General features: G+C 41.7%; 23 protein-coding genes. 19 read left to right on the forward strand and 4 right to left on the reverse strand.

From position 1 onward, the window contains the following. The first annotated feature begins 294 nt into the window (after nucleotides 1–294). The 6 genes from LROSL1_RS02550 (at nucleotide 295) to LROSL1_RS02575 (ending at nucleotide 6,931) form a co-directional block, all read left to right on the forward strand. Nucleotides 295–3,285 carry a YhgE/Pip domain-containing protein gene (locus LROSL1_RS02550; protein WP_178914910.1) on the forward strand — a complete coding sequence of 997 codons (2,991 nt, stop codon included), beginning with the start codon at nucleotides 295–297 and terminating at the stop codon, nucleotides 3,283–3,285. Between the two features lie 276 nt (nucleotides 3,286–3,561). After that, nucleotides 3,562–4,017: a MarR family winged helix-turn-helix transcriptional regulator gene (locus LROSL1_RS02555; protein WP_017260798.1), complete on the forward strand. Its 456-nt coding sequence runs from the start codon at nucleotides 3,562–3,564 to the stop codon at nucleotides 4,015–4,017. A 152-nt stretch (nucleotides 4,018–4,169) separates the two neighbouring features. Beyond that, on the forward strand, nucleotides 4,170–4,721 hold the full coding sequence (locus tag LROSL1_RS02560; protein ID WP_178913631.1) for a tyrosine-type recombinase/integrase: 552 nt from the start codon (nucleotides 4,170–4,172) through the stop codon (nucleotides 4,719–4,721). A 331-nt stretch (nucleotides 4,722–5,052) separates the two neighbouring features. After that, a complete protein-coding gene (locus tag LROSL1_RS02565; protein WP_178913632.1) occupies nucleotides 5,053–5,511 on the forward strand; it encodes a MarR family winged helix-turn-helix transcriptional regulator in 459 nt (152 codons plus the stop codon). Between the two features lie 288 nt (nucleotides 5,512–5,799). Next, nucleotides 5,800–6,624 carry an AzlC family ABC transporter permease gene (locus LROSL1_RS02570; protein WP_017263096.1) on the forward strand — a complete coding sequence of 275 codons (825 nt, stop codon included), beginning with the start codon at nucleotides 5,800–5,802 and terminating at the stop codon, nucleotides 6,622–6,624. Next, nucleotides 6,617–6,931: an AzlD domain-containing protein gene (locus LROSL1_RS02575; protein ID WP_017263095.1), complete on the forward strand. Its 315-nt coding sequence runs from the start codon at nucleotides 6,617–6,619 to the stop codon at nucleotides 6,929–6,931. The genes LROSL1_RS02570 and LROSL1_RS02575 overlap by 8 nt, the downstream gene beginning before the upstream one ends. Before the next feature lie 217 nt (nucleotides 6,932–7,148). Here LROSL1_RS02575 and LROSL1_RS02580 read toward each other — a convergent pair whose 3' ends face one another. Beyond that, nucleotides 7,149–8,324: an SAM-dependent methyltransferase gene (locus LROSL1_RS02580; protein ID WP_017263094.1), complete on the reverse strand. Its 1,176-nt coding sequence runs from the start codon at nucleotides 8,322–8,324 to the stop codon at nucleotides 7,149–7,151. 623 nt (nucleotides 8,325–8,947) lie between these two features. Between LROSL1_RS02580 and LROSL1_RS02585 the strand changes: the two genes are divergently transcribed. The 5 genes from LROSL1_RS02585 (at nucleotide 8,948) to LROSL1_RS02605 (ending at nucleotide 12,898) form a co-directional block, all read left to right on the forward strand. Continuing rightward, entirely contained in the window at nucleotides 8,948–10,123 is a 1,176-nt protein-coding gene (locus LROSL1_RS02585; RefSeq protein ID WP_017263093.1) for an ROK family protein, read from the forward strand. Nucleotides 10,124–10,295: 172 nt separating this feature from the next. Then, nucleotides 10,296–11,381 (forward strand): AI-2E family transporter, encoded by a 1,086-nt coding sequence (locus LROSL1_RS02590; protein ID WP_178913633.1) that lies wholly within the window; start codon nucleotides 10,296–10,298, stop codon nucleotides 11,379–11,381. A 75-nt stretch (nucleotides 11,382–11,456) separates the two neighbouring features. Beyond that, complete coding sequence (locus tag LROSL1_RS02595) at nucleotides 11,457–12,149, forward strand: 2,3-diphosphoglycerate-dependent phosphoglycerate mutase (RefSeq protein WP_017263091.1); 693 nt, start codon at nucleotides 11,457–11,459, stop codon at nucleotides 12,147–12,149. 181 nt (nucleotides 12,150–12,330) lie between these two features. Beyond that, nucleotides 12,331–12,621: a type II toxin-antitoxin system RelB/DinJ family antitoxin gene (locus LROSL1_RS02600; protein ID WP_178913634.1), complete on the forward strand. Its 291-nt coding sequence runs from the start codon at nucleotides 12,331–12,333 to the stop codon at nucleotides 12,619–12,621. Then, entirely contained in the window at nucleotides 12,614–12,898 is a 285-nt protein-coding gene (locus tag LROSL1_RS02605) for a type II toxin-antitoxin system RelE/ParE family toxin (RefSeq protein WP_178913635.1), read from the forward strand. Before LROSL1_RS02600 ends, LROSL1_RS02605 begins: the two co-directional genes overlap by 8 nt. Nucleotides 12,899–13,180: 282 nt before the next feature. Here LROSL1_RS02605 and LROSL1_RS13180 read toward each other — a convergent pair whose 3' ends face one another. Together LROSL1_RS13180 and LROSL1_RS02615 are read right to left on the reverse strand one after the other, a co-directional pair. After that, nucleotides 13,181–13,450: a TMEM175 family protein gene (locus LROSL1_RS13180; RefSeq protein WP_236402417.1), complete on the reverse strand. Its 270-nt coding sequence runs from the start codon at nucleotides 13,448–13,450 to the stop codon at nucleotides 13,181–13,183. Nucleotides 13,451–13,624: 174 nt separating this feature from the next. Then, the gene (locus tag LROSL1_RS02615) at nucleotides 13,625–14,290 is read right to left on the reverse strand and encodes an FMN-dependent NADH-azoreductase (RefSeq protein ID WP_178913636.1); all 666 of its coding nucleotides are present in this window, start codon (nucleotides 14,288–14,290) and stop codon (nucleotides 13,625–13,627) included. Between the two features lie 79 nt (nucleotides 14,291–14,369). Between LROSL1_RS02615 and LROSL1_RS02620 the strand changes: the two genes are divergently transcribed. Next, nucleotides 14,370–15,296: a helix-turn-helix transcriptional regulator gene (locus LROSL1_RS02620; RefSeq protein ID WP_178913637.1), complete on the forward strand. Its 927-nt coding sequence runs from the start codon at nucleotides 14,370–14,372 to the stop codon at nucleotides 15,294–15,296. Between the two features lie 79 nt (nucleotides 15,297–15,375). Here the strand turns inward: LROSL1_RS02620 and LROSL1_RS02625 are convergent, their stop codons facing one another. Continuing rightward, complete coding sequence (locus LROSL1_RS02625; protein ID WP_178913638.1) at nucleotides 15,376–15,933, reverse strand: TetR/AcrR family transcriptional regulator; 558 nt, start codon at nucleotides 15,931–15,933, stop codon at nucleotides 15,376–15,378. Nucleotides 15,934–16,038: 105 nt separating this feature from the next. Here LROSL1_RS02625 and LROSL1_RS02630 point away from each other — a divergent pair, with 105 nt between their 5' ends. The 7 genes from LROSL1_RS02630 (at nucleotide 16,039) to LROSL1_RS02660 (ending at nucleotide 21,932) form a co-directional block, all read left to right on the forward strand. Beyond that, complete coding sequence (locus LROSL1_RS02630) at nucleotides 16,039–16,689, forward strand: HXXEE domain-containing protein (RefSeq protein WP_178913639.1); 651 nt, start codon at nucleotides 16,039–16,041, stop codon at nucleotides 16,687–16,689. Nucleotides 16,690–16,703: 14 nt separating this feature from the next. After that, nucleotides 16,704–17,381 (forward strand): HXXEE domain-containing protein, encoded by a 678-nt coding sequence (locus LROSL1_RS02635; RefSeq protein WP_017263085.1) that lies wholly within the window; start codon nucleotides 16,704–16,706, stop codon nucleotides 17,379–17,381. Nucleotides 17,382–17,844: 463 nt separating this feature from the next. Further along, nucleotides 17,845–19,332, forward strand: coding sequence for a BglG family transcription antiterminator (locus tag LROSL1_RS02640; RefSeq protein ID WP_017263084.1), 1,488 nt, complete (start codon nucleotides 17,845–17,847; stop codon nucleotides 19,330–19,332). Beyond that, complete coding sequence (locus tag LROSL1_RS02645) at nucleotides 19,332–19,760, forward strand: PTS sugar transporter subunit IIA (RefSeq protein ID WP_178913640.1); 429 nt, start codon at nucleotides 19,332–19,334, stop codon at nucleotides 19,758–19,760. Before LROSL1_RS02640 ends, LROSL1_RS02645 begins: the two co-directional genes overlap by 1 nt. A gap of 24 nt (nucleotides 19,761–19,784) precedes the next feature. Next, entirely contained in the window at nucleotides 19,785–20,237 is a 453-nt protein-coding gene (locus LROSL1_RS02650; RefSeq protein ID WP_178913641.1) for a PTS sugar transporter subunit IIA, read from the forward strand. A 17-nt stretch (nucleotides 20,238–20,254) separates the two neighbouring features. Beyond that, a complete protein-coding gene (locus LROSL1_RS02655; RefSeq protein WP_017263081.1) occupies nucleotides 20,255–21,598 on the forward strand; it encodes a PTS galactitol transporter subunit IIC in 1,344 nt (447 codons plus the stop codon). Between the two features lie 46 nt (nucleotides 21,599–21,644). Further along, nucleotides 21,645–21,932, forward strand: coding sequence for a PTS sugar transporter subunit IIB (locus LROSL1_RS02660; protein WP_017263080.1), 288 nt, complete (start codon nucleotides 21,645–21,647; stop codon nucleotides 21,930–21,932). The last annotated feature ends 44 nt before the right edge of the window (nucleotides 21,933–21,976 follow it).

Here is a 21,976-nt window from a genome sequence, read left to right on the forward strand (position 1 = left end):
AATGTTATATAGAAGAGATAATCCGTTTTAACGAAAACTTTTTTCGTTTGAAACGGATTTTTTTGTGGTTTCAAAATGCCGTCTAACCGTGCAGTTAAGCGTTATCAACGCTATGGAATAATTAAGAAAACGTTTTAGTGCACTGATAAATGGTTGAGGTTTGTTAACAATCGGTGTATATTGTGGACTTGTAATGTCCGCAATGAAATGATGATTTTTTGTGGGCACGGTCGCATAAAAATGTTTGTATGTAACTTAGAATTACGAGAGAAAAAGAGGTGGCACCACGTGAAGATGATTGCGAATGAATGGAAGTTTATTGGAAAGAATCGGTTAATCCTGATTTCTGTTCTTGCCATTATGATTATTCCATTCTTATACAGTATTTTCTTCTTAAAGTCTGTTTGGAACCCATATGGGGAAACACAGCATCTGCCTGTTGCCGTTGTTAACAACGACCAACCGGTAAAATATCAAGGCCAGACGATGAGTGTCGGGGATCAAGCGGTTAAATCCCTGAAGAAGGATCATCAGCTTGGTTGGCGGTTTGTTTCTGAAAAGAAGGCTAAGCAAGGGTTAAAGGACAAGAAGTACTACACGATTGTTACTTTCCCTAAGGACACATCTAAAAATGCTGCGTCCGTGCTGAGCAAGAACCCTAAAAAGATGGATATCCAATATGAAACCAATGGATCATTAAACTACATTGGTGAAGTTATCAGTCAGATTGGTGCCACCGGGTTAAACGAAAAGATTCGTCAAACAATCATCAAGGCTTATGCCGATGCAACTTTCCAACAAGTTAAGAAGGTTGGGAAGGGGATGAATACCGCTGCCAAGGGTGCTAAGACCTTATCTAAGGGTCAAAAGACGCTTGGTACAGGTATCGATACCTACACGGCTTACGTGAGTCAGGTAAACGATGGTGTCCAAACCATGAAGATGAGTGTTGGCCCATTGTCATCTGGTGTCGGTAAGTTGGCTGATGGTGGTAAGACTCTGAACAATGGTTTACAGACGTTGAACGGCAGTACTGGTCAATTGGCTGGTGGTGTTAATCAGCTTGCCAGTGGTTCAGGCCAATTAGCTAGTGGTGTGCAAACGTACACTAATGGTGTTGGTACACTGAACTCTGGTATCCAGACGTTAAATGGTAGCACTGGCCAATTAGCTACTGGTGTTGGTCAACTTGCCAATGGTGGAAATGCTTTGAATTCCGGCATTCAAACATTGAATGGTAAGACTGCACAATTGGCCAGTGGTGCTAATCAGTTATCCAGCGGTGCTAATCAGGTAAACGATGGGGTTCAGCAATATACTGCTGCTGTGTCCCAATTGAATACTGGATTGGGCGAGATTTCTCAAAATAATGGTCAAATTACTGCTGGACTGCAGAAAATCAAAGATTCATCTGCTCAGTTATCTGAACTACCAGATATGTTGAAAGCGATGCAGTCGGTTCATGATCAAACACCAGCTTTACAGAAGAGCATGGCGGATTTGCAATCCCAGATGGGTACTTTAAGCACACTTTCTGATCTGCAAAAGACTGTTTCTAATGCTAATCTTGGCAGTATTAATACTGGCGATGCCACCAAGGGACTTCAAGTTGCGAAGGACAGTGCTGGTGCAGCCAATGCCTCGTTTGACAAGATTGTTGCCGACATCAATGGTTCTAGTTTAAGTGATGCCGATAAGCAAACTGCAATTAATGCTATTCAAGGCGATGTTGCAGCTGGTAAAACCTCTGCACTAACAGCTCAAGGGGCTGCCGACAAGGTTAACACTGGGCTTAGTGGCATGACTGATGTCTTGACTAAAATTCAACCTGCTCTCAATCAGTTAAACGGGGTTGACGTTAACGCGCTGAGTAAATCAGCGACTTCCACATTCCAACAAGCAGATCAATTATTAGGGACTGCGGGTTCATTGACTTCTCAAGACACGATTAATAAATTACAAAATCTAGCCGCTCAAACATCGAGCATGTCGACACAGTTAGATGGTATTCAAACGTATATTAATAGCGTTGCTAAGGCGTCTGCTGGTGCTTCACAGTTGAACGGTAAGTCAGGTGATCTTGTTTCTGGGACTGCTCAATTGTCGGGTGGCTTAGCACAACTTAACAGTCAGGTTCCTGCACTGACTGGTGGTGTTAGTCAACTGGCTAACGGTTCCGAACAACTCTCTGGTGGTCTTAATCAGTTGAATACTCAAGTGCCAACATTAACCAACGGTGTTCAGCAACTAGCTAATGGGTCATCACAACTGAACGCTAACTCTGGTGCACTGGTATCAGGTGCTAACCAGTTGAACGGTGGTATCGGTCAGTTGAACGCTCAGGTACCTCAATTAGTCGGTGGTGTTCAACAATTGGCAAATGGTTCTTACCAGCTTTCTGGTGGTTTGGATCAATTGAACAGTCAGATTCCAGCCTTAACAGATGGTGTTAACCAGCTTGCTGATGGTACTTCTCAATTGAACAGCAACTCGCCTGCCTTGAAAGACGGCACGAAGAAGCTGGTTACTGGTTCCGTTAAACTGTCGGACGCACTTGGTAAGGGTGCTGATCAAGTTAATGCAATGCCGTTAACTTCTAAGACATCTGACATGTTTAGTGCGCCAACCAAGTTGACACACAAGAGTTACAGTAAGGTTGCTAACTACGGTCACGCATTGGCACCATACGTGCTTTCAGTTGCCTTGTATGTTGGGGCAATCGTCTTCAACTTTGCTTACCCAATTCGGAAGGTTTCGATGTCTGGGCAAAGCGCAACGGCTTGGTTCTTCAGTAAGACCACGATTGGTTTAGTTGTTGCTGAGGTGCAAGCAGTTGCTGAAACTGGTTTGATGATGTTATTCGGCTTGTCAGCTGATCATCCTGGTCAGATGTTTGCTGTTTCAATCAGTTTCTCGATAGCGTCGATGTTCCTTGTCATGTTCCTATCCATGTTGTTGGATAACCCTGGTCGTTTCATCGCCATGGTTCTTCTGATGTTGCAACTTGGTGGTTCAGGCGGTACATTCCCAATGCAAGTAACAAACGGCTTTTACAATGCCATTCATCCATACTTACCAATGACGTACTCAATTCTTGGCTTACGTCAGGGATTAACGTCCGGCTTGGGTAATGACACGGTTACACAGGCAGTTGGCTTGTTACTGCTCATGGCAGTGATCTTCGCAGTCCTGTTATGGTTGTCGATGTTGTTATTGCAACGCATGCATCTGCAAGGCTTCTCGCAGCTTGATGATAATCAGAAGTTACAAGATGTTGAAAAATAGTTTTTAATAAAGAAGTCGTTACGGCCAAACTTGGCTGTGACGGCTTTTTTGGTGGTTTAATTCGAAAAGTGATGAGTAATAATTCCCGTGATAAAAATAAATAAGTGCTCGTTTATGCAATAACTTGATTGTGCGTGATATACTTTAAATATAAATTAATCCCATTGACTATAAACATCATATAAAAATAAATGTTTAACAGATTGACGGGATTGACATTAAACCATTCGTATTAAAAATGGTTGCGCAAGTTACGGATATATTAGGAGAAGTCAAATGCAAAATGAGCAACAACTTGAAATGGTGATTACTATGATGTCAGAAGGCTATTTGGCTAGTTTCCGTTCGATAGAGAAAACGCTGAAACGGGTTGCCAAAAAGTTCGGTTTGGGATGGAGCAGTCTTTCCATTTTGAATCAGATAGCTAATGATTCAAGCGTCACTACAGCTGACTTGATTCAACAAAACCATATTTCTAAGGGTGCCGTGTCGCTTCAAATTACCGAATTGCTCAACCGGAATTTGATTAAAATTAGCGAAGACGAAAACGATCGGCGTCGACATCGTATTGAATTGACCAAACGTGGGGAAAAATTGGCTGATCGGGTACATACTCAGGCGACTGAAATTGCCCAACGGATATTGAATGAAATGCCATTAACTGAAATGCAACGCCTGCACCAAAATTTTGCAACTTTTGCGGAAACGTTGGATAGCACACCAATTAAGTGAACTGTGTTGTAAGATACATGCAGGACAAAGTAAGCGCAGATTCTTCTGCGCTTTTTTTGTCCTTAATTAGGCATCAACCGCTGTATTAATGGTTGCATCGAGTAAACTATTAATGGCAATAATCGTTGTTTAAAAAAGCGGGGGAATATTTTATGACATATAATGTGCAACCATTGCGAACGGCAGTTGAAATTCAGCAATTTATTCATGCAGTTAGCGTTGGACGGTTTAGTAAACGTAATCGTTTTTTGGTGTTATTAGGCATGAACACAGGACTACGGATGAGCGACATTGTCCGTTTGCGGGTCGCGGACGTTAGACGAATTCACAATTGTACGATTACGGAGCAGAAGACTGGTAAAAAGCGATTACTATATTTAGCAAGTATTCGCGAAGAAGTGATGACTTACATTGACGGGTTACCTGACAGTGACTATCTTTTCGTCAGCAGTTATGGACAACCGCTACGTGTGAATTCGGTTTACAAAATCTTTCAAAAGGCAGCCTTGCAGCTCAATCGTCATGATATTGGGACACACACATTACGAAAAACATTTGGTTATCATTATTATCAACAAACACACGATATCGCGACGCTAATGATTTTGTTAAACCATTCAAGTGAGTCTGTTACCAAACGTTACTTGGGTATCGAAGAGCTCGACATTCAAAATGCGTTGCGAGGTTTTCGTTTGGGAAAATAAAAAAGTCACGACTCTAGCAAAAATGTGACTTGGCCTAAAATGTCCACTAATAAAAATTATAACATTATTCATTAATAATATGAATCATCAAGTGGTAATTTACAGTATTCCAGTGTATTGGCTTAAAATAAACAATCGATTGTTTATTTTAAGCCACTAACCTGGAATACTGATCTTAGCTTATATTGTGTTTCAATAAAATGAATAATTATTGTTGTAAACGGCTTTTTAGGCCAAGTCACATTCTTGCTATTTTAGTGAGTTTAAGGCAATTAGTGGCCGAAACCTTAGTTTAAAGGTGTTTCCATCAACAAAAAAAGGTGGTGCACTCATGGACGAAACAGCAGAACAGCAACAAATGGTCGTTGATATGATGACAGAAGGGTATTTGTCGAGTTTTCGCCAAATTGAAAAGGTTCTTGGGAAGGTTTCTAGTAAGTTTGGCGTTGGCTGGAGTGGACTATCAATTTTAAACCAGCTGGCCACGAACCAAAGCGCAAATGTGTCTGATTTGGCAGAAAAAAACCACGTTACTAAGGGCGCAATTTCAATTCAAATTTCTGAGTTAATGAAAGCCAAACTGATTGAGATGGATGAAGATCCAAATGATCGTCGACGACATATCGTTAAATTAACTTCCAAGGGTCAAAAAATGGCCGATCATGAAGTTGCCCAGGCAAAAGAGATGGCTTCGCAAGTCTTGAATAACATGGGTGAAGCAGAAATGATGCGGTTACACACAGACTTTGCTGCTTTTGCGCATCTTCTTGAAGATACTAAACTTGAATAATTTTTTGTGAGATAGTAATATGTCTGAATTTTTAAACATTTCAGATATATTGTTATCTTTTTTTAACCGAACGTTCCTCCTTTGTTAAATAAAAACGCTTTCATTTGTCTCGATGTTCGTCAATCTCCATCTGCATGGTTACAAAGACATTTTAATCATGGTAAAATATACTCGCATTGTTTCGAGATATTCATTGAGTCTTACTTGTTTCTAAAGCGAACCGCTCAGTTTCATTCAAACGAACGGTGAGGGTTTAACTGAGCGTGCTTTAATGATGGAGGATGCATTTTGAAAAAGGAACCGGCGAACTGGCTGGCAGTGCTAAAAATTGCGATGCCGCTATGTTTAAGCTATATTCCCATTGGCTTGGCTTGTGGTGTGCTATTGCATGCGGGCGGTTTGAATACATGGTTGGTTGCACTTGTGTCATTAATCGTGTATTCAGGTGGTGCGCAATTTTTGATTGCCACTATGTTAACGATTCATGCCCCAATTTCCCAGATTGTGATCATGCTGTTTTTCCTTGAATTGCGGTATGCGTTACTGGGGTCTAGTTTGTCACACTATCTCAAAAAGTCATCCCACAAATTTATTTTGGGCTTCGCGTTTTCACTTAACGACGAAAACTACGCGGTGAACTATTTGAAGTTTGCCACGGATAAATATTGGACACCAAGTAATGCCTTGTTGGTTGAGCACTATGCGTTATATACGTGGGCATTTTCAAACGTGGTTGGGAGCTTAATCGGATCATCATTACACATTAATTTGGTGATTGTTGACTTCGCATTGACTGCTTTATTCTTGTTTATGGTTACGATGCAGGTTAAGCGCCGTTTAACGCTGCTGACAGCCATTTTGGCGGGCGCACTGTCTGCTTTCTTCTGTGTTGCGTTAAAGAGTACCTTGGGGATTGTGATTGCGACCTTGCTCGCCTCAACTGCTGGTTTCTTGGCTGACCGGGTGATTCGCTCGATGGCACCGGGCAGTTCCCTATTGTACAAAGTTCGTGGTCCTTCGGGGACACGCGAGACGATTAACGAACAGGAGCTGACTGAAGAGCGGCTGCTGAAGGAAGAACAAGAGAAAGACAAGGATCACGACCATGAATGATTTAGCCTTAGTGTTATTGGCGGGAGTGGCGGCCTTTATTCCGCGGTACTTCCCAATGTTGTTTTTTTCCAAACGTAAGATTCCAGACTGGTTCAACGAATGGATGGGCTTTGTCCCTGTGTCGTTGTTCACCGCGTTAATTGTGAAGCAAATTTTCGTCACTTCGACGTATGCCTTTTCTGTAGGTAATATTGCCGCCATGATTTCCGCGGTGCTTGTCATTGTCATCGCGTACTTCACGCGTTCAATGACACTGTCCGTGGTGTTGGGGTTGTTGCTCATGTGGGCATTAACAACATTCTTATAAAATTGAATGAATTGACGGCTGACTATCGTTTCTTGATGGTCAGCTTTTTTGTGCCTGCCACATTTTTACGCATCAGTATGCTGCATAAAAACGTCGGCAGGTGTTTTTTTCGCATGTTATAGAGTTGTGTCTTTCCTCGGGATTTTCTACACACTGTGAATTAGTTAATGATACGAAAAACAACCGTCAAGAAATTGACGGTTGTTGGTGTGAAACATTATTTGTACATATAATCCCGTGTCATTGGTAGCACACGACCAGATGCACCTTTAGTGAGCAGGAACTGAATGACGTCGATGTTACCAGACTGGAACGAAGCCGCACATGCTTGTAGGTACAAATCCCACATGCGCATGAAGCGTTCGTCGAATTGTTTGGCAATTTCGTCACGATGCTCATTGAAATTCTTATCCCAGATTTCCGTAGTCCGTTGATAGTGACGACGCAGGGGTTCCATGTCGTCGACTTGCAAACCAGCGTCGATCATGTGGTCGATGTTTTCCGTTAAACCGGGAACATAACCACCTGGGAAGATGTATTTGTCGAGCCAAGCGTTCGTGGCACCGCCTTGTTGACGAGTAATTCCATGAATTAAGGCAACGCCGTCGTCGGTGAGGTACTTGGCCACACACTTGAAGTAGGCGCCCAAGTTTTCTTTACCAACATGTTCAAACATCCCAACGGAGGTGATGTAATCCCACGTTTCGTTACCTAATTCGCGGTAGTCTTCCAAACGAACTTCGGCAACATCTTGTAAGTCTTCATCGATAATCCGCTGTTTAACCAAGTCATATTGTTCTTGGCTTAGCGTGATCCCAGTGACCTTTAAACCGTATTCTTTGGCAGCTGTGAGCATTAACGTACCCCAGCCACAACCAATATCCAACAGGCGTTTGCCAGGTTGAGGGTCAAGTTTCTTGATGATGTGATGAACCTTGTTCAACTGTGCTTGTTCCAAAGTGTCATCATCATGTTCGAAGTAAGCACATGAGTAAGTCAACGTTGGGTCTAACCACAATTTGTAGAAGTCATTACCAACATCGTAATGTTTTTGGATGTCTTCCTTAGAATGTGACTCACTGTGTGATTGCTTTGGCATGAACCGTTTGAACTTACTGTTGTTAAAGAAGCTACCAGCACTTTCATAAGCGGACTCGATCAACTTTTGAATGCTACCGTCAATTTCAATCCGGCCGTCCATAACCGCTTCACCAAGTGCCAATGACGCGTTGCGCGTTAATGACTTGATTGGCACAAGTTCGTGAAAGGTAACTGTCACCTGTGGTTCGCCGTCACCACCATAAACATCGCTGGTGCCGTCCCAATAATTGACACGCACAGGGATGTTGAATGAGTGACTGAGAAATGTCTTGTAAAATGTCTTATCCAGCATGAATCCTTCTGTTCCTTTCTCGTTAACCGTTTGATGGTAGTGCCCATATGGCAAAAACGCCATCATGTTTTTTAAAAAATACAATCTTCAGTATAACGCTGTTTGTCAAAACACCCAACGCTTTAAATACGACCAAAAATGACTTATATAAGTCGATTTGTTCAGAATGCAAACAAACCTGATTTAGATTGTCAGTTAATTTACCAATTCTTTCTAACAAAAGATTTGCGCGATTTTTTGTCAGGTTATAAAATTCAGTAGTTTAGAAAAGCCGATTGCTTGTATTGGTATAGACATGACTTCATTGCTATACTGACTTCACAATTGCTTTTTAAACAATTGGTTTTTCATTAGCCAAATCTTTATCCATTGTTGCAACGTCACTTGAAAAGCATCGGTTAGTTAGTTTGTAAAGCGGACACGAAAGGAACTAGACAAAACATTGGTCAATATGGGGCTAAAAATGCCTATTTTGTGTACTTTTACGTACTAGCATTTTATTATGAATATATAAAGATGTTTATAGGCGACGTTAGGAGGGTAGAGATAACGACCTGAATCTAAGCGTTCTGCTTAGTTATCTGATGAACGAATGGATTTAGTATGTTTGTTATCACACTAAAATGATTATTAATAAACACATTATGCGTAGCACCAATGAAAAGCAGGTGCTTCAACAAATTATAAATGAGGGGCCAATTTCGCGTAGTCAGATTTCACGTAATCTAGATTTGAATAAAGTAACGGTTTCTGATATCTACAACCAGTTATTGAAAACCGGCGTTATTCGTGAAGTTGGTCATGGGGTTAGCACTAAAAATGGTGGCCGTCGACCTGTAATGGGAGAGTTAAATGTTAGCAAAAACTACGTCATGGCAGTCAACCTCGGCACCAGTAGCGTTGACATTTTGATCAGCCGTTTTAACGCCTCAAAGTTAAGCATGCAAACGATTGATACAGATGGCATTAATTTAACGACTGTGATGGACATGATTACGTCGGCAATTACTAAGGAAGTTGGTCAGTTAAGTGACCAGTCATTGGCCGGGATTGCGTTTGTTATCGATGGTACAGTCTATAACAATCATATTATTAGTACAGAACTTAAAGGCTTGGAAAACTTTGACTTGGCCAAGTATTTTGCTGATAAGTTTCAGGTGCCAGTGTTGATTGAAAATGCGGCCAACCTTTCCGCCATCTACGAACGTGATTTTCATGATAATGAGTTGTTTAAGAACTTGGTCACACTGATGATCGGCAAACACCTGCGGGCAGGTATTGTCGCTGACCAGCACTTGTATACCGGTCACGAAGGTCACGCTGGTGAAGTTGGCGAAGCCTACCTTGTTGACCGTTATGACCATAGTAAGATGGCTGCCGCCGATGTTTATGCGTCTGAACCAGCCCTAAACAAGGCGATTCGGGACCGCATGGGTTGGCAGGAAATGGACTTTGCAAAACTGACCGAGGCTTATTACCATAAAGACGATCGGGTGATGGAACCGATTGATGATTTTGCCTACTACCTATCACGGGTTTTGACGAATCTTTCCACGAGTTTTGCGCCGGATGTGGTGATCTTAAACGGGGACATGTTCAAACGTTTCCCACAGATTCTCCAATCTGTTCGTAATTCACTTGTCCAGATGATGCCCGATGGCGACACACCGGTAATTTTGACCAAGGGATACACTGAGTCTGCCCTATTAGGGGCTACTTCATATATCATTCACCACGCGCTGGGATTAGATGATCTGAAGCTTGATTTTCAGGCTAAGGCAGAGAGTGTTCCAGAATAACTTCAATGACGAAAACTGTTTCTAACGATTTCAAAAAGGTAGTCGACTAATATTGTTGGCTACCTTTTTTAGTCCAAAGATTAAGTTCTTCATGAGTTTACGGTGCTGTGAGTGGCTGAAAAATAGGCAGTGAGGTACAGTTAAAACAGAGAAATTATTGGGGGATTTGGTTGTGACAACATACTATCAACGATTTGTGAAAAACGTGTCGCTACGACGTTGGACGGTGTTAGGTTTCATCGTATTAGCGTTGTGGTTAATGCGTTCCATGATTAGCATTGTCCTGTTAACATTTGTGTTTACTTTTTTGGTTACTCGACTGACGCAGTTTATTCGCCGATTTGTGAAGATACCAGCGGCAGTGATTGTAATTGCCATTTACTTGTTAGTGATCTTAGGGCTGTATTCAGGAATCACGAACTATATTCCTAAGCTGATTGATGAAACAGTTAAAATGGCGAATACCGTTTACAATTTTTATCGAAATCCGTCGCATGATACGAACTATGTTGTGAACTTTATCAATCAGTATGCCAAACGGTTGGATATCATGAATCAGCTTAAAAATTGGGCAACGATTATTTTGAACTACGTCGGCTATATTGGGCAGATGGCCTTAACCTTGTTTTTCTCGCTAATTTTGAGTTTCTTCTTCACCGTCGAAAATAAACGAGTTCGGGAATTCTCACATCTGTTTTTGGATTCTACATACGGCTGGTTTTTCCAGGATGTTTCCTATTTGTTTAAAAAGTTCATCAACACGTTTGGTGTCGTCATCGAGGCCCAATTCTTCATTGCTATCTGCAATACGGTGATTACGACAGCCACACTGGCTTTCATGCGGATGCCACAGTTGCCAACTTTGGCGTTAATGATCTTCATTCTCAGTTTGATTCCGGTGGCGGGGGTAATTATTTCCGTAGTGCCGTTGGGATTGATTGCATATTCAGTTGGTGGACTGGATTACGTTATTTATATTTTGGTGATGATCCTCGTTGTGCACACATTAGAAGCCTACGTGCTGAATCCACAGTTTTATGCTAGTCGGACCGAGTTGCCCATCTTCTATACGTTTGTCGTCTTACTAGTTGGCGAGCGGTTATTCGGTGTCTGGGGGCTAATTTTCGGCGTGCCACTGTTTACGTTTTTCCTTGATTTACTGGGCGTTAAGTCGATTGGTCGTGAGCGGCCAAGTATCAAACGGATGCGGGAACGCCGTCGTGCCAAGCGAACTGTTGATGGGGATGACGGAAAGTAGTGTGACCTATGTAATTTATGTCTGATTTCGGTTATAATGAGTTGATTATTACATTTAAGAAAGAGGTTATTAGAGATGGCTAAATTAGTATTGATTCGTCACGGTCAATCACAATGGAACTTATCTAACCAGTTTACTGGCTGGGTTGACGTTGACTTGAGCGACAAGGGTGTTGAAGAAGCAAAGCATGCTGGTCAATTGATCAAGGAACATGGTTTGGAATTTGACTACGCCTTCACTTCAGTTTTGACTCGTGCAATCAAGACCTTACACTACGCCTTGGAAGAATCCGACCAATTATGGGTTCCTGAAACCAAGACTTGGCGTTTAAACGAACGTCACTACGGCGCTTTACAAGGCCAAAACAAGGCTGAAGCTGCTAAAAAGTGGGGCGATGACCAAGTTCACACTTGGCGTCGTTCATACGATGTTTTGCCTCCATTGTTGAGTGCTGATGACGAAGGTTCTGCATCAAAGGACCGTCGTTACGCTAACTTGGATCCAAAGATCGTTCCCGGTGGTGAAAACCTGAAGGTCACTTTGGAACGTGTTATGCCTTTGTGGGAAGACGAAATTGCACCTAAGTTATTAGATGGCAAGAACGTTATCATCGCTGCCCACGGTAACTCATTACGTGCTTTATCAAAGTACATTGAAAACATCTCTGACGAAGACATTGTCTCATTGGAAATGGCGACTGGCGAACCAGTTGTTTACGACTTCAACGACAAGTTGGAAGTTCAAAGCAAGGTTAAGTTAGACAAGTAATATTTGATATGAAATGAGGCCCTCAACCGATTGTGGTTGGGAGCCTTTTGTTATGCCGTGAATTTTATTAATAAGTTAATTTACGGGTAAAATGGTGACGTTAAATAATTTTTGAATTCTTATCCGTGTGCTAAATTGTGTATGAAGTGTTACGTCCATGCACAGCAAAGGAGACATGATTATGTCTGAAAAAGCGACAACCAGAGTTACTTTTACTATTTCAACTGAAAAGAAGAAACGAGCAGAAAATGTTGCCAATAGGATGGGATTAAGTCTGAGTAGTGCAATTCAGGTCTTTGTGGAACAGATGATTAAGGATGATAGCATGCCCTTTAGACCCACAAACAAAAATATGCCGTTTGAAACAGCCGAGGCCTTTAAGACAATACAAAATGATCAGGGATTAAAGAAATACTCAGTTGACGAATTTGAACAATACCTTAGTCAGTTAGATGAGGATCAGGATGATTGAATTTGTGCAAACCACGCCACCGCTTAGACGCAATTTGAAAAGACTTGCTAGGCAACATTATCCAGTTAAACATGTCAGTCAAGTTGTTGATCTAATTGTTGCCAACGATATAGAAACGCTGAAACGTCAGTATCTTTATCACAGTTTGTGTGGTGACCTTGCTGGCGTTTTTGATGTTCATTTATCTCAGAATTGGTTATTACTATTTACAATTTCTGAGGACGGGAAAACATTGTTTTTAATTAATACGGGTGATCATTCGATTATTGGTAAATAGATCTTATGTGCGTTGATTAAGAGCCGATAACCTTGGCGCTTTCCTTATTCGAAAAGACGGCAGACGTAATAATCTGCAAAGTAATCAGAATCAGATTGCCGGCGAGGAAGAATAGAAGCGACAAAATCTGTAACACAACTTATACCGTAACCGCTGGCCAGTAAGGCAAATAACGATACAGCGTCAGGTGCTTAATGCTGATGACAACAACTGGATGGTTCTCGTTGGCCTTGATAATCTGGTTGGCTAAGATAACAAACGCAATTGTCTAGACTGCATAAATTAACATGTAGAAAGTTTGCGGTCACGGGCGAAAATGCCTTCACCCACCCACGCAGTTGCTACGAGTAAAAATGAGGTACCAAACAGCCACAGATTGTTTGCCCAAAACACATGACGTGTAATGGTCTTTGCCCTACCGAATAAAAAGTGATGATTGTACCAGGCTGCACAGATAAATAGATAGCCGATGGCATATGAAATTAAATAAGGTACCTGACTAAAAATTGCACTGAATTTTAGTGATTTTGCTGTCTCAAATTCTAAAATCATAATCGTTATTATGGCTAAAACGGCATCGGTAAACTACTCAAGACGTGCTTTATTCATGATAATTTCTCACAACATGTTGTTAAATCAACCATGCAGTGAATAACAGAAATTGTCGAGATATTGCCGTTAGCCTCTATTTGACCTAAATGAATGTATATCGACGGAGCTAATTGATTACTTTTTGTAGAATTCATTAAACTGAGTATCCAATTTCGCAAAAGCCGCATTCAAAATATTTTCTCGTGAAACCGGCATAATAGAAGTGCCTTCTGCACGGACCACGTTGACTTGATCAAACGCCATAACGTCGGCAAAAATGGCCTTTAAGTATTGAACTGCAAAGTCCATTCCTGAGTAGAAGTCGTCGCGAGTATAAATTGAACCACTAGCGATAAGAATCATCAGTCGATAGTCGTTTGTCATCAAGCCTCTTGAAGACTGACCACTTGCCAATGGTTGTGATAAGTATTTGAATGTTTCCCTAGCGATTAAAATGTTATCGATCCAATCCTTCAATTTGGAAGGGACGTTAAAATTGTGAGTTGGCAGAGAAATCACCACGCGCTGGTTGTCCTTTAACTGTTTCAATAATTCAGCGGATAGATCAGCAATATGTTTTTCTGTCGGCGTTAGTTCAGTGTGATCAGCTTCTTTTGTCCAAACGGATAAGAGTTGCCCCTTTTCAATTCGTGGTATTTCCATATCATACAGATTAAGGACAGTTAGGTCTTCAGCCTCAAAGCTCCCGTTATAATCGCTCAAGAATTGTTGTTCAAGTGTATTTGAATACGATGCAGGATTGTCAAAATCTGGATGCGCATTGATTAATAATGTTTTCATGGTTTCCGTTTCTCCTTTTGATTTGATAACATAAGGATATCAATCAAAGGTGTCATAATAAGTCACCATTAAGGACATTATGAAAAAAGCAGAACGACTTAATCAAGAATTGTTTTATCTCAATAATAAAAGAAGGTTTCATCTTGAAGATTTGACCATTGAATTCAATATCTCCAAACGGACGGCGTTGAGAGATCTCGACGAACTGTCAGAAATTGGCCTGCCATATTATACAGATGCAGGTCGGTATGGCGGCTATACGTTATTGAATCAAACCTTGTTGCCGCCGGTTACTTTCAACGTTCAGGAAGTTCAGGCGATTTTCTTTGCTTTGTCGGGGATGAAGGGACTATCCAGTAATCCGTTTGAAAAATCATTTCCGCAAATTCAAAAGAAACTGTTGGAAACACTGCCACGGAAGCAACAACAGGGCATTGACTCGATGGCTAGCGCCGTTTATTTCTATAGCACAGCGCCGGTTAAAAGTGTCGCTAATTTGGACATTGTGATGCAATCGATTTTAAACGAGCAGGCACTTTTAATCACAGATACACAGCATGTAGTGAGAAAAAGCATCATTCAAGTTTTTGAATTGTTCTATCGAAATGGCATTTGGTTTTGTAGCGCCGTTGATTTGGTAACACATAAATGGGGAACCTACCGCTGCGATAAATTAACCGAAATTAGTCTATACGATGGCCAAGTAGAACTGTTTTCGAACGCTGAGCTACAACAGCTGCAGGATAAATATGAAGCGACGTACCACAACATCCAATTTAGATGTGTTGTTAACAAAGCAGGGCGTGATCACTTTTTAAGGGATCATTATCCGAATATGCGGTTAGTTGAGGAAAACGATAAAGCATACGTCTGCGGTGGCTATAATATTACTGAGGAAACCTACATGGTTGAATACCTGTTAAGTTACGGCAAAAACATGAAAATTGAGTATCCTGAATCTTTGGCGAAAAAATATCGGGATTACCTAACAGGACTACTAGAGTGAAGCTCTCAACAATTCTGGAATCGATTTTTTTGACCGCACTTAGTAGGGGGGATTCAGCCCAACTCTCCAATCAAAATTGTCACTCAGCGGTGGTTAAATGAATTTGTATATCCTGAGCAATTTTTGCCATTTCCTTAGGACTCTTAGTCGCGCCTTGTTTGACCCAATGAGAGAGCATGGCAAACATGCCACCAATGGCGAATTGTTGCAGATAATCCGTATTGGCTCCTTTGATTTGGCTGAGCAAACTACTGGAAAGATTTTTAGTCAAAGAATCAGCTAATAGATACATCCGTTTGTTAGTACTCAGTTGGTCGAGTAATTCACGGTAAGACCACCAAAACTCAAAGAACGACAAAACGACCTGAGTAAACGTCAGGTTTTTTTGTTTGGATAATAATTCATACAGATCGATTGTCAGCCCGTCAAGTCGGTAGATCAGGATGTCATCCAGGGTTATGAAATGACGATAAAATGTGCGCCTTGAATAGCCGGCACGCGTGACGATATCGGTTATCGTGATTTTATTGAGCGGCTTATTGGTTAACAACTGGCTCAAGGCCATAACAAAGTCTTGTTGGGTTTGTGTGATTTGGGCAATGCGTTGGTGTCGTTTATCTGTCTCATTTTCAGTCATTTGTGCAAGTTACCTCCGAATAGGTAGTGGATTCTAATTACGGCAACTATAATATACTCAATTAAATGAATCAAATGTGACATTTATTTAAAGGAGTTGAGACTAATGGCATGGTTTAGAAACTACTGGTATCGATTCGGTGGCGGCATGGTGATCTGTTTTGTAGTTTATCTTTTAATCGCGGAACCGCACTGGTCGCAAACGACATGGTTACTCATTATTAACTTGATTGCACTAATCACTCATCAACTTGAAGAGTATCAGTTCCCAGGAGGCGCTCCCTTGGTAATTAATCGTGTTATCTATGATGAACACGAGTTAACGGATCATTATCCTGGCAACACGTTGTCTATTTGCATCGTTAATGTCAGTGCTTGGGTTATATATTTTATTGCAATTATGTTTCCCAATTGGTATTGGTTAGGATTAGGCGTAGTTATGTTTAGCCTGTTTCAGATTCTAGGTCATTGCGTCCAGATGAACGTCAAGATGCATACTTGGTACAATCCGGGGATGGCAACAACGCTCTTACTTTTTCTGCCGATCGGAATTGCCTATATCTATGAAGTTCAGTTTAATCACTTAGTCAACGGCTGGACCTGGTGTGCGGGGTTCCTAACGTTAGTGATGTGCATTTTGTTGACCATTGTGTTGCCCGTTCAAACGTTTAAAAATAAGCAGACTAAATATCGAATGAGTGACTGGCAGGTAGAACGGTTCCGAAAAGTAACCTCGTTTGCCCGCATTGGTCATTAGTTGAAGGAGCAAAAATGAGAAAATTAGTTCGCCATTGGTATGAGATGGAAGTCTATATCGCTGGCTTTTACGTCCTATTACTGGCAATGGGACAATGGGATTTGCTACAAAAAATATTGTTGCTTGGATTAGTCTTCATTCATCTACATTTTTTCGAAGAATTTGGGTTCCCCGGTGGTTTTGCATGGGGCGGCATTAAGGTTGAAATGAAACAAGTGAATGAAGATGTGCGTTTATGGCCGTTAAATCAACTTAGCGCATTGTGGGGGAATGAGTGGTTTGCAGTGATTGTTTATTTGCTACCGCTATTTTTCCCACAGGTACATTGGCTAGCTTTGGCCGCTATCGTTTTTGCCTATCTGGAATTCTTAATGCACGTCGTGATATTTAACCTCGGATTGCATAGTTGGTACAATCCCGGTAGTTTAACTGCGGTGTTAGGACTAACACTTACTTCTACCTGGGGATTGTGGCAGTTGCGCACGCAGAATTTATTCAACTGGGTAGATTTGGTGATCGCTCTGGTGTGGATTTTTAGCAACTATTGGATTGCCTTTCGTTCGCCATTATTTAATCATTTTAATAACAAGAAAGAATTTACGTTCTCACGACAAGACGTTTTAAAAGCTGACAAGTATATGAAAAAGTTTGGCACGACGGTAGATAATCTTAAACATCTAAACCACGATTAAAACGTTTTGAATTCAAGTAGGTCTATTTAGAATAGGCCGGGGATGGCACAGATTAATCTAAAGAACACGCTCATTTTTGAGGGTGTTTTTTTCGCAATGACTGAAGCAATCAACGACCAATTAACAAGCGAAAGAGTTAACAGATTTTGACACCTTTTGAATGTGTATATTAAGGTCCTCAACCAATTGATACAGGTTGAGAACTTTTTTTTAGCTGTACGGTTTATCCTATATATCGTTGACCGATAGGCAGAATAATTGCTGGAACCTTGATGGGTCAGGCAAAATAAAGGTCCGTAATACCGCGAGGAGAATAGCTTCAGGACAAACTTTCGTTGAACAACTTTGAAAAGCTTAAGAGCGATTAGATGGAATCTCGCTCAAAATGTCCCTTGCAAAGGACACTATCTTGTGAAAGCGGATACTTTTTCTAGCCTATTATATTAAAAGGGGTGGGGCGTTTATGCAATTAAATGATCAGCAACAAGCTTTGATTGATATTTTGATGCGACAAAACGATTACATCACTGCCCACAAACTTTCTGAGGTCACCAACACATCTACTAAAACGATTTATCGAAATGTCCGTAGCATTAATGATAGTTCAGAGTCTGGTGATGTCATTGAGGCAGTTCGTGGAAGGGGGTATCGCCTAAATTACGATCGGTATATTTATGAACGGAATACCAGCGTGGATAACACATTGGATTATTCACCAATTGAGCGACGGAACCGGATTTTACTGGAGCTATTGTTCAACGCCCCGTTTGATTTAAACGTTGACCGCTTGTATGAACATTATTATGTGAGTGAAACAGTGATTGAAAACGATATTTCCTTGATGAATAAGCTGGCGTTGTCGTTTGGGCTGGTACTAAAGCATCGCTATCGTCGTTTATCTATAACTGGTCCTGAACCAAACATTCGCCAGGCGATTCGAAATACGATCAATAAAGGCGATCTCATGGATAAAGAAAGCATCGATGATTTTATCGACGATTTCCACGAGCTGTCATCGTTTGATGAACGGTTTTTAATCGCTCAGCTGGAATACTTGGAGCGTTCATTGAAGCTAACGATTCCTTACCCGTATAACATAAATATTTTTTCACATCTCTATATTTTGATGAGTCGTTTTCGTGAGGGCAAGGTCGTTGATGATCCGGAACAGAATCGATTGACCGCTGATCAAAAAGCGTTGACGGAGCGCAACCCCAAGTTTGCAGAAGTGGCTCGAGAAATTATCGGGAAAATTGGTCGCTACCTTAACACAACGTTGCCTGCCATCGAAGACTTTTACCTACTTCAGTACATGGTCTCAATGCGGTACGATCGTGAATTGCCGAGTACGAATCATGAAGATCGGTTGGTTGACCAGCTTGTTGTGTTCTATGTTGATGGTTTTGATTTTAATGGCCGTGCCGTGGATCGGACTGCGCTGGTTGCGGACCTACGAAATCATATCAAGCCGATGGTTAACCGATTGAAAAATGGCATTTCAGTAGCCAATCATTTATTGAAGGAGATTGGGTCCGAATACCCCGATGAACTTGCCCAAGTTAAGCAGCTGTCCAGTGAGGCGCAAACGAAATTTGCCTTGCCAGCCGCGATTAGTGCCGACGAAAGTGGATTTATTACTTTGTACTTTGCGAAGTATCTAGAGCAGGCTAAGCCGGCCAAACGAATTCTCATTATGTGTGCCAGCGGTGTTGGTACGTCACAACTTATCCGAGTGAAAGTTCAAAAGGCTTTCCCAGACTTGGATGTGGTGGCTGTTGTTTCAAAAGACGGGTATCTAAAGCATGCCGCTGACTACGGGCACGTTGACCTTATTATCACGACGGTCAACGTAACACCGGCTGACAATACTAGCGTGGTGATGGTTAGCGCGATGTTCACTAAGGCCGACCGGGATCAGGTCGCTAATTGGATTGAACGGAGGGACAGTTGATGATTGATTCGCAAGAGCTATTTTTTATGTCACTGTCGTCTTCAGACAGTTCGTTAGACGCGTTTCAAACAATGGCACAACGCTTGAGTCAGTTACAACGGGTCAGTGATGTTGATGCGTTTACGGATTTGATCGTTAAACGCGAGGCTCAGGGGCTGACCATGATTGCACCGCAAATTTTGATGCCACACGCTGTGGGATCCGTTGTCCTTAAGAACACAGTTTTGGTTGGTCTATTTCCCACGTTGCAGTATTGGAACCGAGGACTAAGCGTTCGTTTGATTGTAATGCTGGCAACGCCCAACGCCTCCGCAGCACAAAATGATCCGCAGTTGATGGCTTTGCTAACGAAACTAGCTGATGAGCAGGTTACAGAAAAATTAGTGGCACAAAAAACGGTGTCACAGGTCCAGTTATTATTGCAGTAAAAGAAGTGAAAGGGGTAGTCGCACGTGTATTTTGATAAAGATGTGATTTTATTCGACCAGTCGATGGCCGATCAAACCACTGCCTTAACAACGTTAGCCGACGCATTACAAAAAGCTGGCGTTGTTAAACCAAGTTTTAAAGAAGGCATTTTAAGTCGCGAAAAACAATTTCCAACGGGGTTGCTTGCACCATCAATGGGAGTGGCCATTCCACATACGGATGCGGTTCATGTGATTAAACCACAAATTGGCTTTCTTCAATTGAAGGAACCAGTTCATTTCAATCAAATGGGCGATAACGCTGATGTATCAGCTAAATTGATTTTTATGTTGGCACTAAATGATCCTGATTTGCAGTTAGCGATGCTTCAGCGGTTAATGGGATTATTCCAGAACGATGACCTAATGAAGAAGTTGACGACTATTAGTACTACTGCTGACTTCAAAGACATTATGAAACAAGCAGAGATTGATTAATTATTGGAGGAATTGTAATGGCAGCGTTACAGTGGTTTGTTAATTTAGGAGCGAGCGTTATGCTCCCGGTTTTATTATTTATTTTTGCACTTATTTTACGTATCAAACCCGGTAAGGCATTCAAAGCTGGGTTAACGGTCGGCGTTGGGTTCGTTGGCCTAAACTTGGTCATCAGTCTATTGACGAAAAACCTCGGGCCGGCTGCTCAAGCGATGGTTAAAAACTTTGGCCTGCATCTGACGTCGATTGATATTGGTTGGCCAGCAGCATCAGCCATCGCCTACGGAACTGTTTTAGGTAGTTTGGCAATTCCAGTTGGTGTTATTGCAAACGTCATCTTGTTACTGGTCGGTTTGACGAAAACACTGGACGTGGATGTTTGGAACTATTGGCACATTGCCTTTACTGGTTCACTTGTCTATGTTGTGACACATGATTTTGCTCTCGGGCTATTTACCATGATTGTTCACGTTATGTTGATCTACCTGTTGGCGGATTTAGCTGCGCCAACCGTTCAGAAGTATTACGGGTTGGAAGGCATTTCGTTCCCACAAGGGGCCTCAGCACCTGGCTTCTTGATGGCATTGCCGTTAAACTGGTTGTTTGACCGCATTCCTGGGATTAACAAGGTTAAGATCACGCCAGAAACTGTCCAAAAACGAATGGGTATCTTTGGTGATTCAACCGTCATTGGTTTGGTAATTGGATTAGTTATCGGTGCTCTAGCACATTACTCAGTTGCTAAAACCCTTCAACTCGGTGTTAACACCGCTGCCGTATTGTTATTGATGCCACGGATGGTGTCCTTACTGATGGAAGGTTTGACACCCATTTCAGAAGGGGCCAATGCTTTTGTTCAGAAACGGTTCCCTGGTCGCGACTTATACATTGGGATGGATAGTGCTTTGGCCGTTGGACAGCAAGCTGTTTTATCTTCAGCTTTGATCTTGGTGCCACTAACACTGTTGATTGCCGTTATTTTACCTGGTAACACTGTGTTACCATTCGGTGATTTGGCAACCATTCCATTCATGATCGCCGTTATGGCCGCTGTTTTCCGTGGTGATATTTTGCGGACTATCTTGGGCGGTATTGTCGATATCGTGGTTAGTTTGTACATTGCATCATGGGTTGCACCGTTGGTTACCGCTGCCGCAAAGGGCGCTCACTTCAGTTTGCAAGGTAACTCTTCCATTTCTGTATTAAGTGATGGTGGAACTTGGACCACGTTATTAATTGTTGGTTTAGGCAAACTGATTAGCTGGGGTGGTATTGGTTTAATTGGTATCGTGGTATTAGGTTTGATGATTTGGCAAAACAAATTCCGTAAAACTGCAACAACGGTTTCAGACAAAAAGTAACGTTTGAATTAGTTGTTCAGGGAACTCGACATTGGAGGTCGAAAATATGAAAACATTGATGGTAGTTTGTGGTTCTGGCGTAGCAACATCCACGGTCGTCACAGGAAAAATCAAGAATTGGTTAGCTGACGAAGGTTTTGACGGCCAGGTTAAGATGTTGCAAAGTAAAATTTCTGACGAAGTTAACCACATCGATGATTACGACGCTGTTGTTAGCACTACGTTAGTACCAGACAACGTTAAGGATAAGGTTATTAATGGAGTGCCATTATTAACCGGTATGAATACGCAAGCTGTCTACGATCAAATTACAGAGAAGCTTGAATTAAAATAATTTCCAAGAAAAAACGTTCATCTAGAAAATTTTCTGGATGAGCG

This window comes from Furfurilactobacillus rossiae (assembly GCF_013394005.1).
Taxonomy (GTDB): Bacteria; Bacillota; Bacilli; order Lactobacillales; family Lactobacillaceae; genus Furfurilactobacillus; species Furfurilactobacillus rossiae.

Coding starts and splice junctions, on each gene's coding strand:
- LROSL1_RS02550 (WP_178914910.1), top strand. CDS start 295: ATGATTGCGAATGAATGGAAGTTTATTGGAAAGAATCGGTTAATCCTG.
- LROSL1_RS02555 (WP_017260798.1), top strand. CDS start 3,562: ATGCAAAATGAGCAACAACTTGAAATGGTGATTACTATGATGTCAGAA.
- LROSL1_RS02560 (WP_178913631.1), top strand. CDS start 4,170: ATGACATATAATGTGCAACCATTGCGAACGGCAGTTGAAATTCAGCAA.
- LROSL1_RS02565 (WP_178913632.1), top strand. CDS start 5,053: ATGGACGAAACAGCAGAACAGCAACAAATGGTCGTTGATATGATGACA.
- LROSL1_RS02575 (WP_017263095.1), top strand. CDS start 6,617: ATGAATGATTTAGCCTTAGTGTTATTGGCGGGAGTGGCGGCCTTTATT.
- LROSL1_RS02580 (WP_017263094.1), bottom strand. CDS start 8,324: ATGCTGGATAAGACATTTTACAAGACATTTCTCAGTCACTCATTCAAC.
- LROSL1_RS02585 (WP_017263093.1), top strand. CDS start 8,948: ATGATTATTAATAAACACATTATGCGTAGCACCAATGAAAAGCAGGTG.
- LROSL1_RS02595 (WP_017263091.1), top strand. CDS start 11,457: ATGGCTAAATTAGTATTGATTCGTCACGGTCAATCACAATGGAACTTA.
- LROSL1_RS02600 (WP_178913634.1), top strand. CDS start 12,331: ATGTCTGAAAAAGCGACAACCAGAGTTACTTTTACTATTTCAACTGAA.
- LROSL1_RS02605 (WP_178913635.1), top strand. CDS start 12,614: ATGATTGAATTTGTGCAAACCACGCCACCGCTTAGACGCAATTTGAAA.
- LROSL1_RS13180 (WP_236402417.1), bottom strand. CDS start 13,450: ATGATTTTAGAATTTGAGACAGCAAAATCACTAAAATTCAGTGCAATT.
- LROSL1_RS02615 (WP_178913636.1), bottom strand. CDS start 14,290: ATGAAAACATTATTAATCAATGCGCATCCAGATTTTGACAATCCTGCA.
- LROSL1_RS02620 (WP_178913637.1), top strand. CDS start 14,370: ATGAAAAAAGCAGAACGACTTAATCAAGAATTGTTTTATCTCAATAAT.
- LROSL1_RS02625 (WP_178913638.1), bottom strand. CDS start 15,933: ATGACTGAAAATGAGACAGATAAACGACACCAACGCATTGCCCAAATC.
- LROSL1_RS02630 (WP_178913639.1), top strand. CDS start 16,039: ATGGCATGGTTTAGAAACTACTGGTATCGATTCGGTGGCGGCATGGTG.
- LROSL1_RS02635 (WP_017263085.1), top strand. CDS start 16,704: ATGAGAAAATTAGTTCGCCATTGGTATGAGATGGAAGTCTATATCGCT.
- LROSL1_RS02640 (WP_017263084.1), top strand. CDS start 17,845: ATGCAATTAAATGATCAGCAACAAGCTTTGATTGATATTTTGATGCGA.
- LROSL1_RS02645 (WP_178913640.1), top strand. CDS start 19,332: ATGATTGATTCGCAAGAGCTATTTTTTATGTCACTGTCGTCTTCAGAC.
- LROSL1_RS02655 (WP_017263081.1), top strand. CDS start 20,255: ATGGCAGCGTTACAGTGGTTTGTTAATTTAGGAGCGAGCGTTATGCTC.
- LROSL1_RS02660 (WP_017263080.1), top strand. CDS start 21,645: ATGAAAACATTGATGGTAGTTTGTGGTTCTGGCGTAGCAACATCCACG.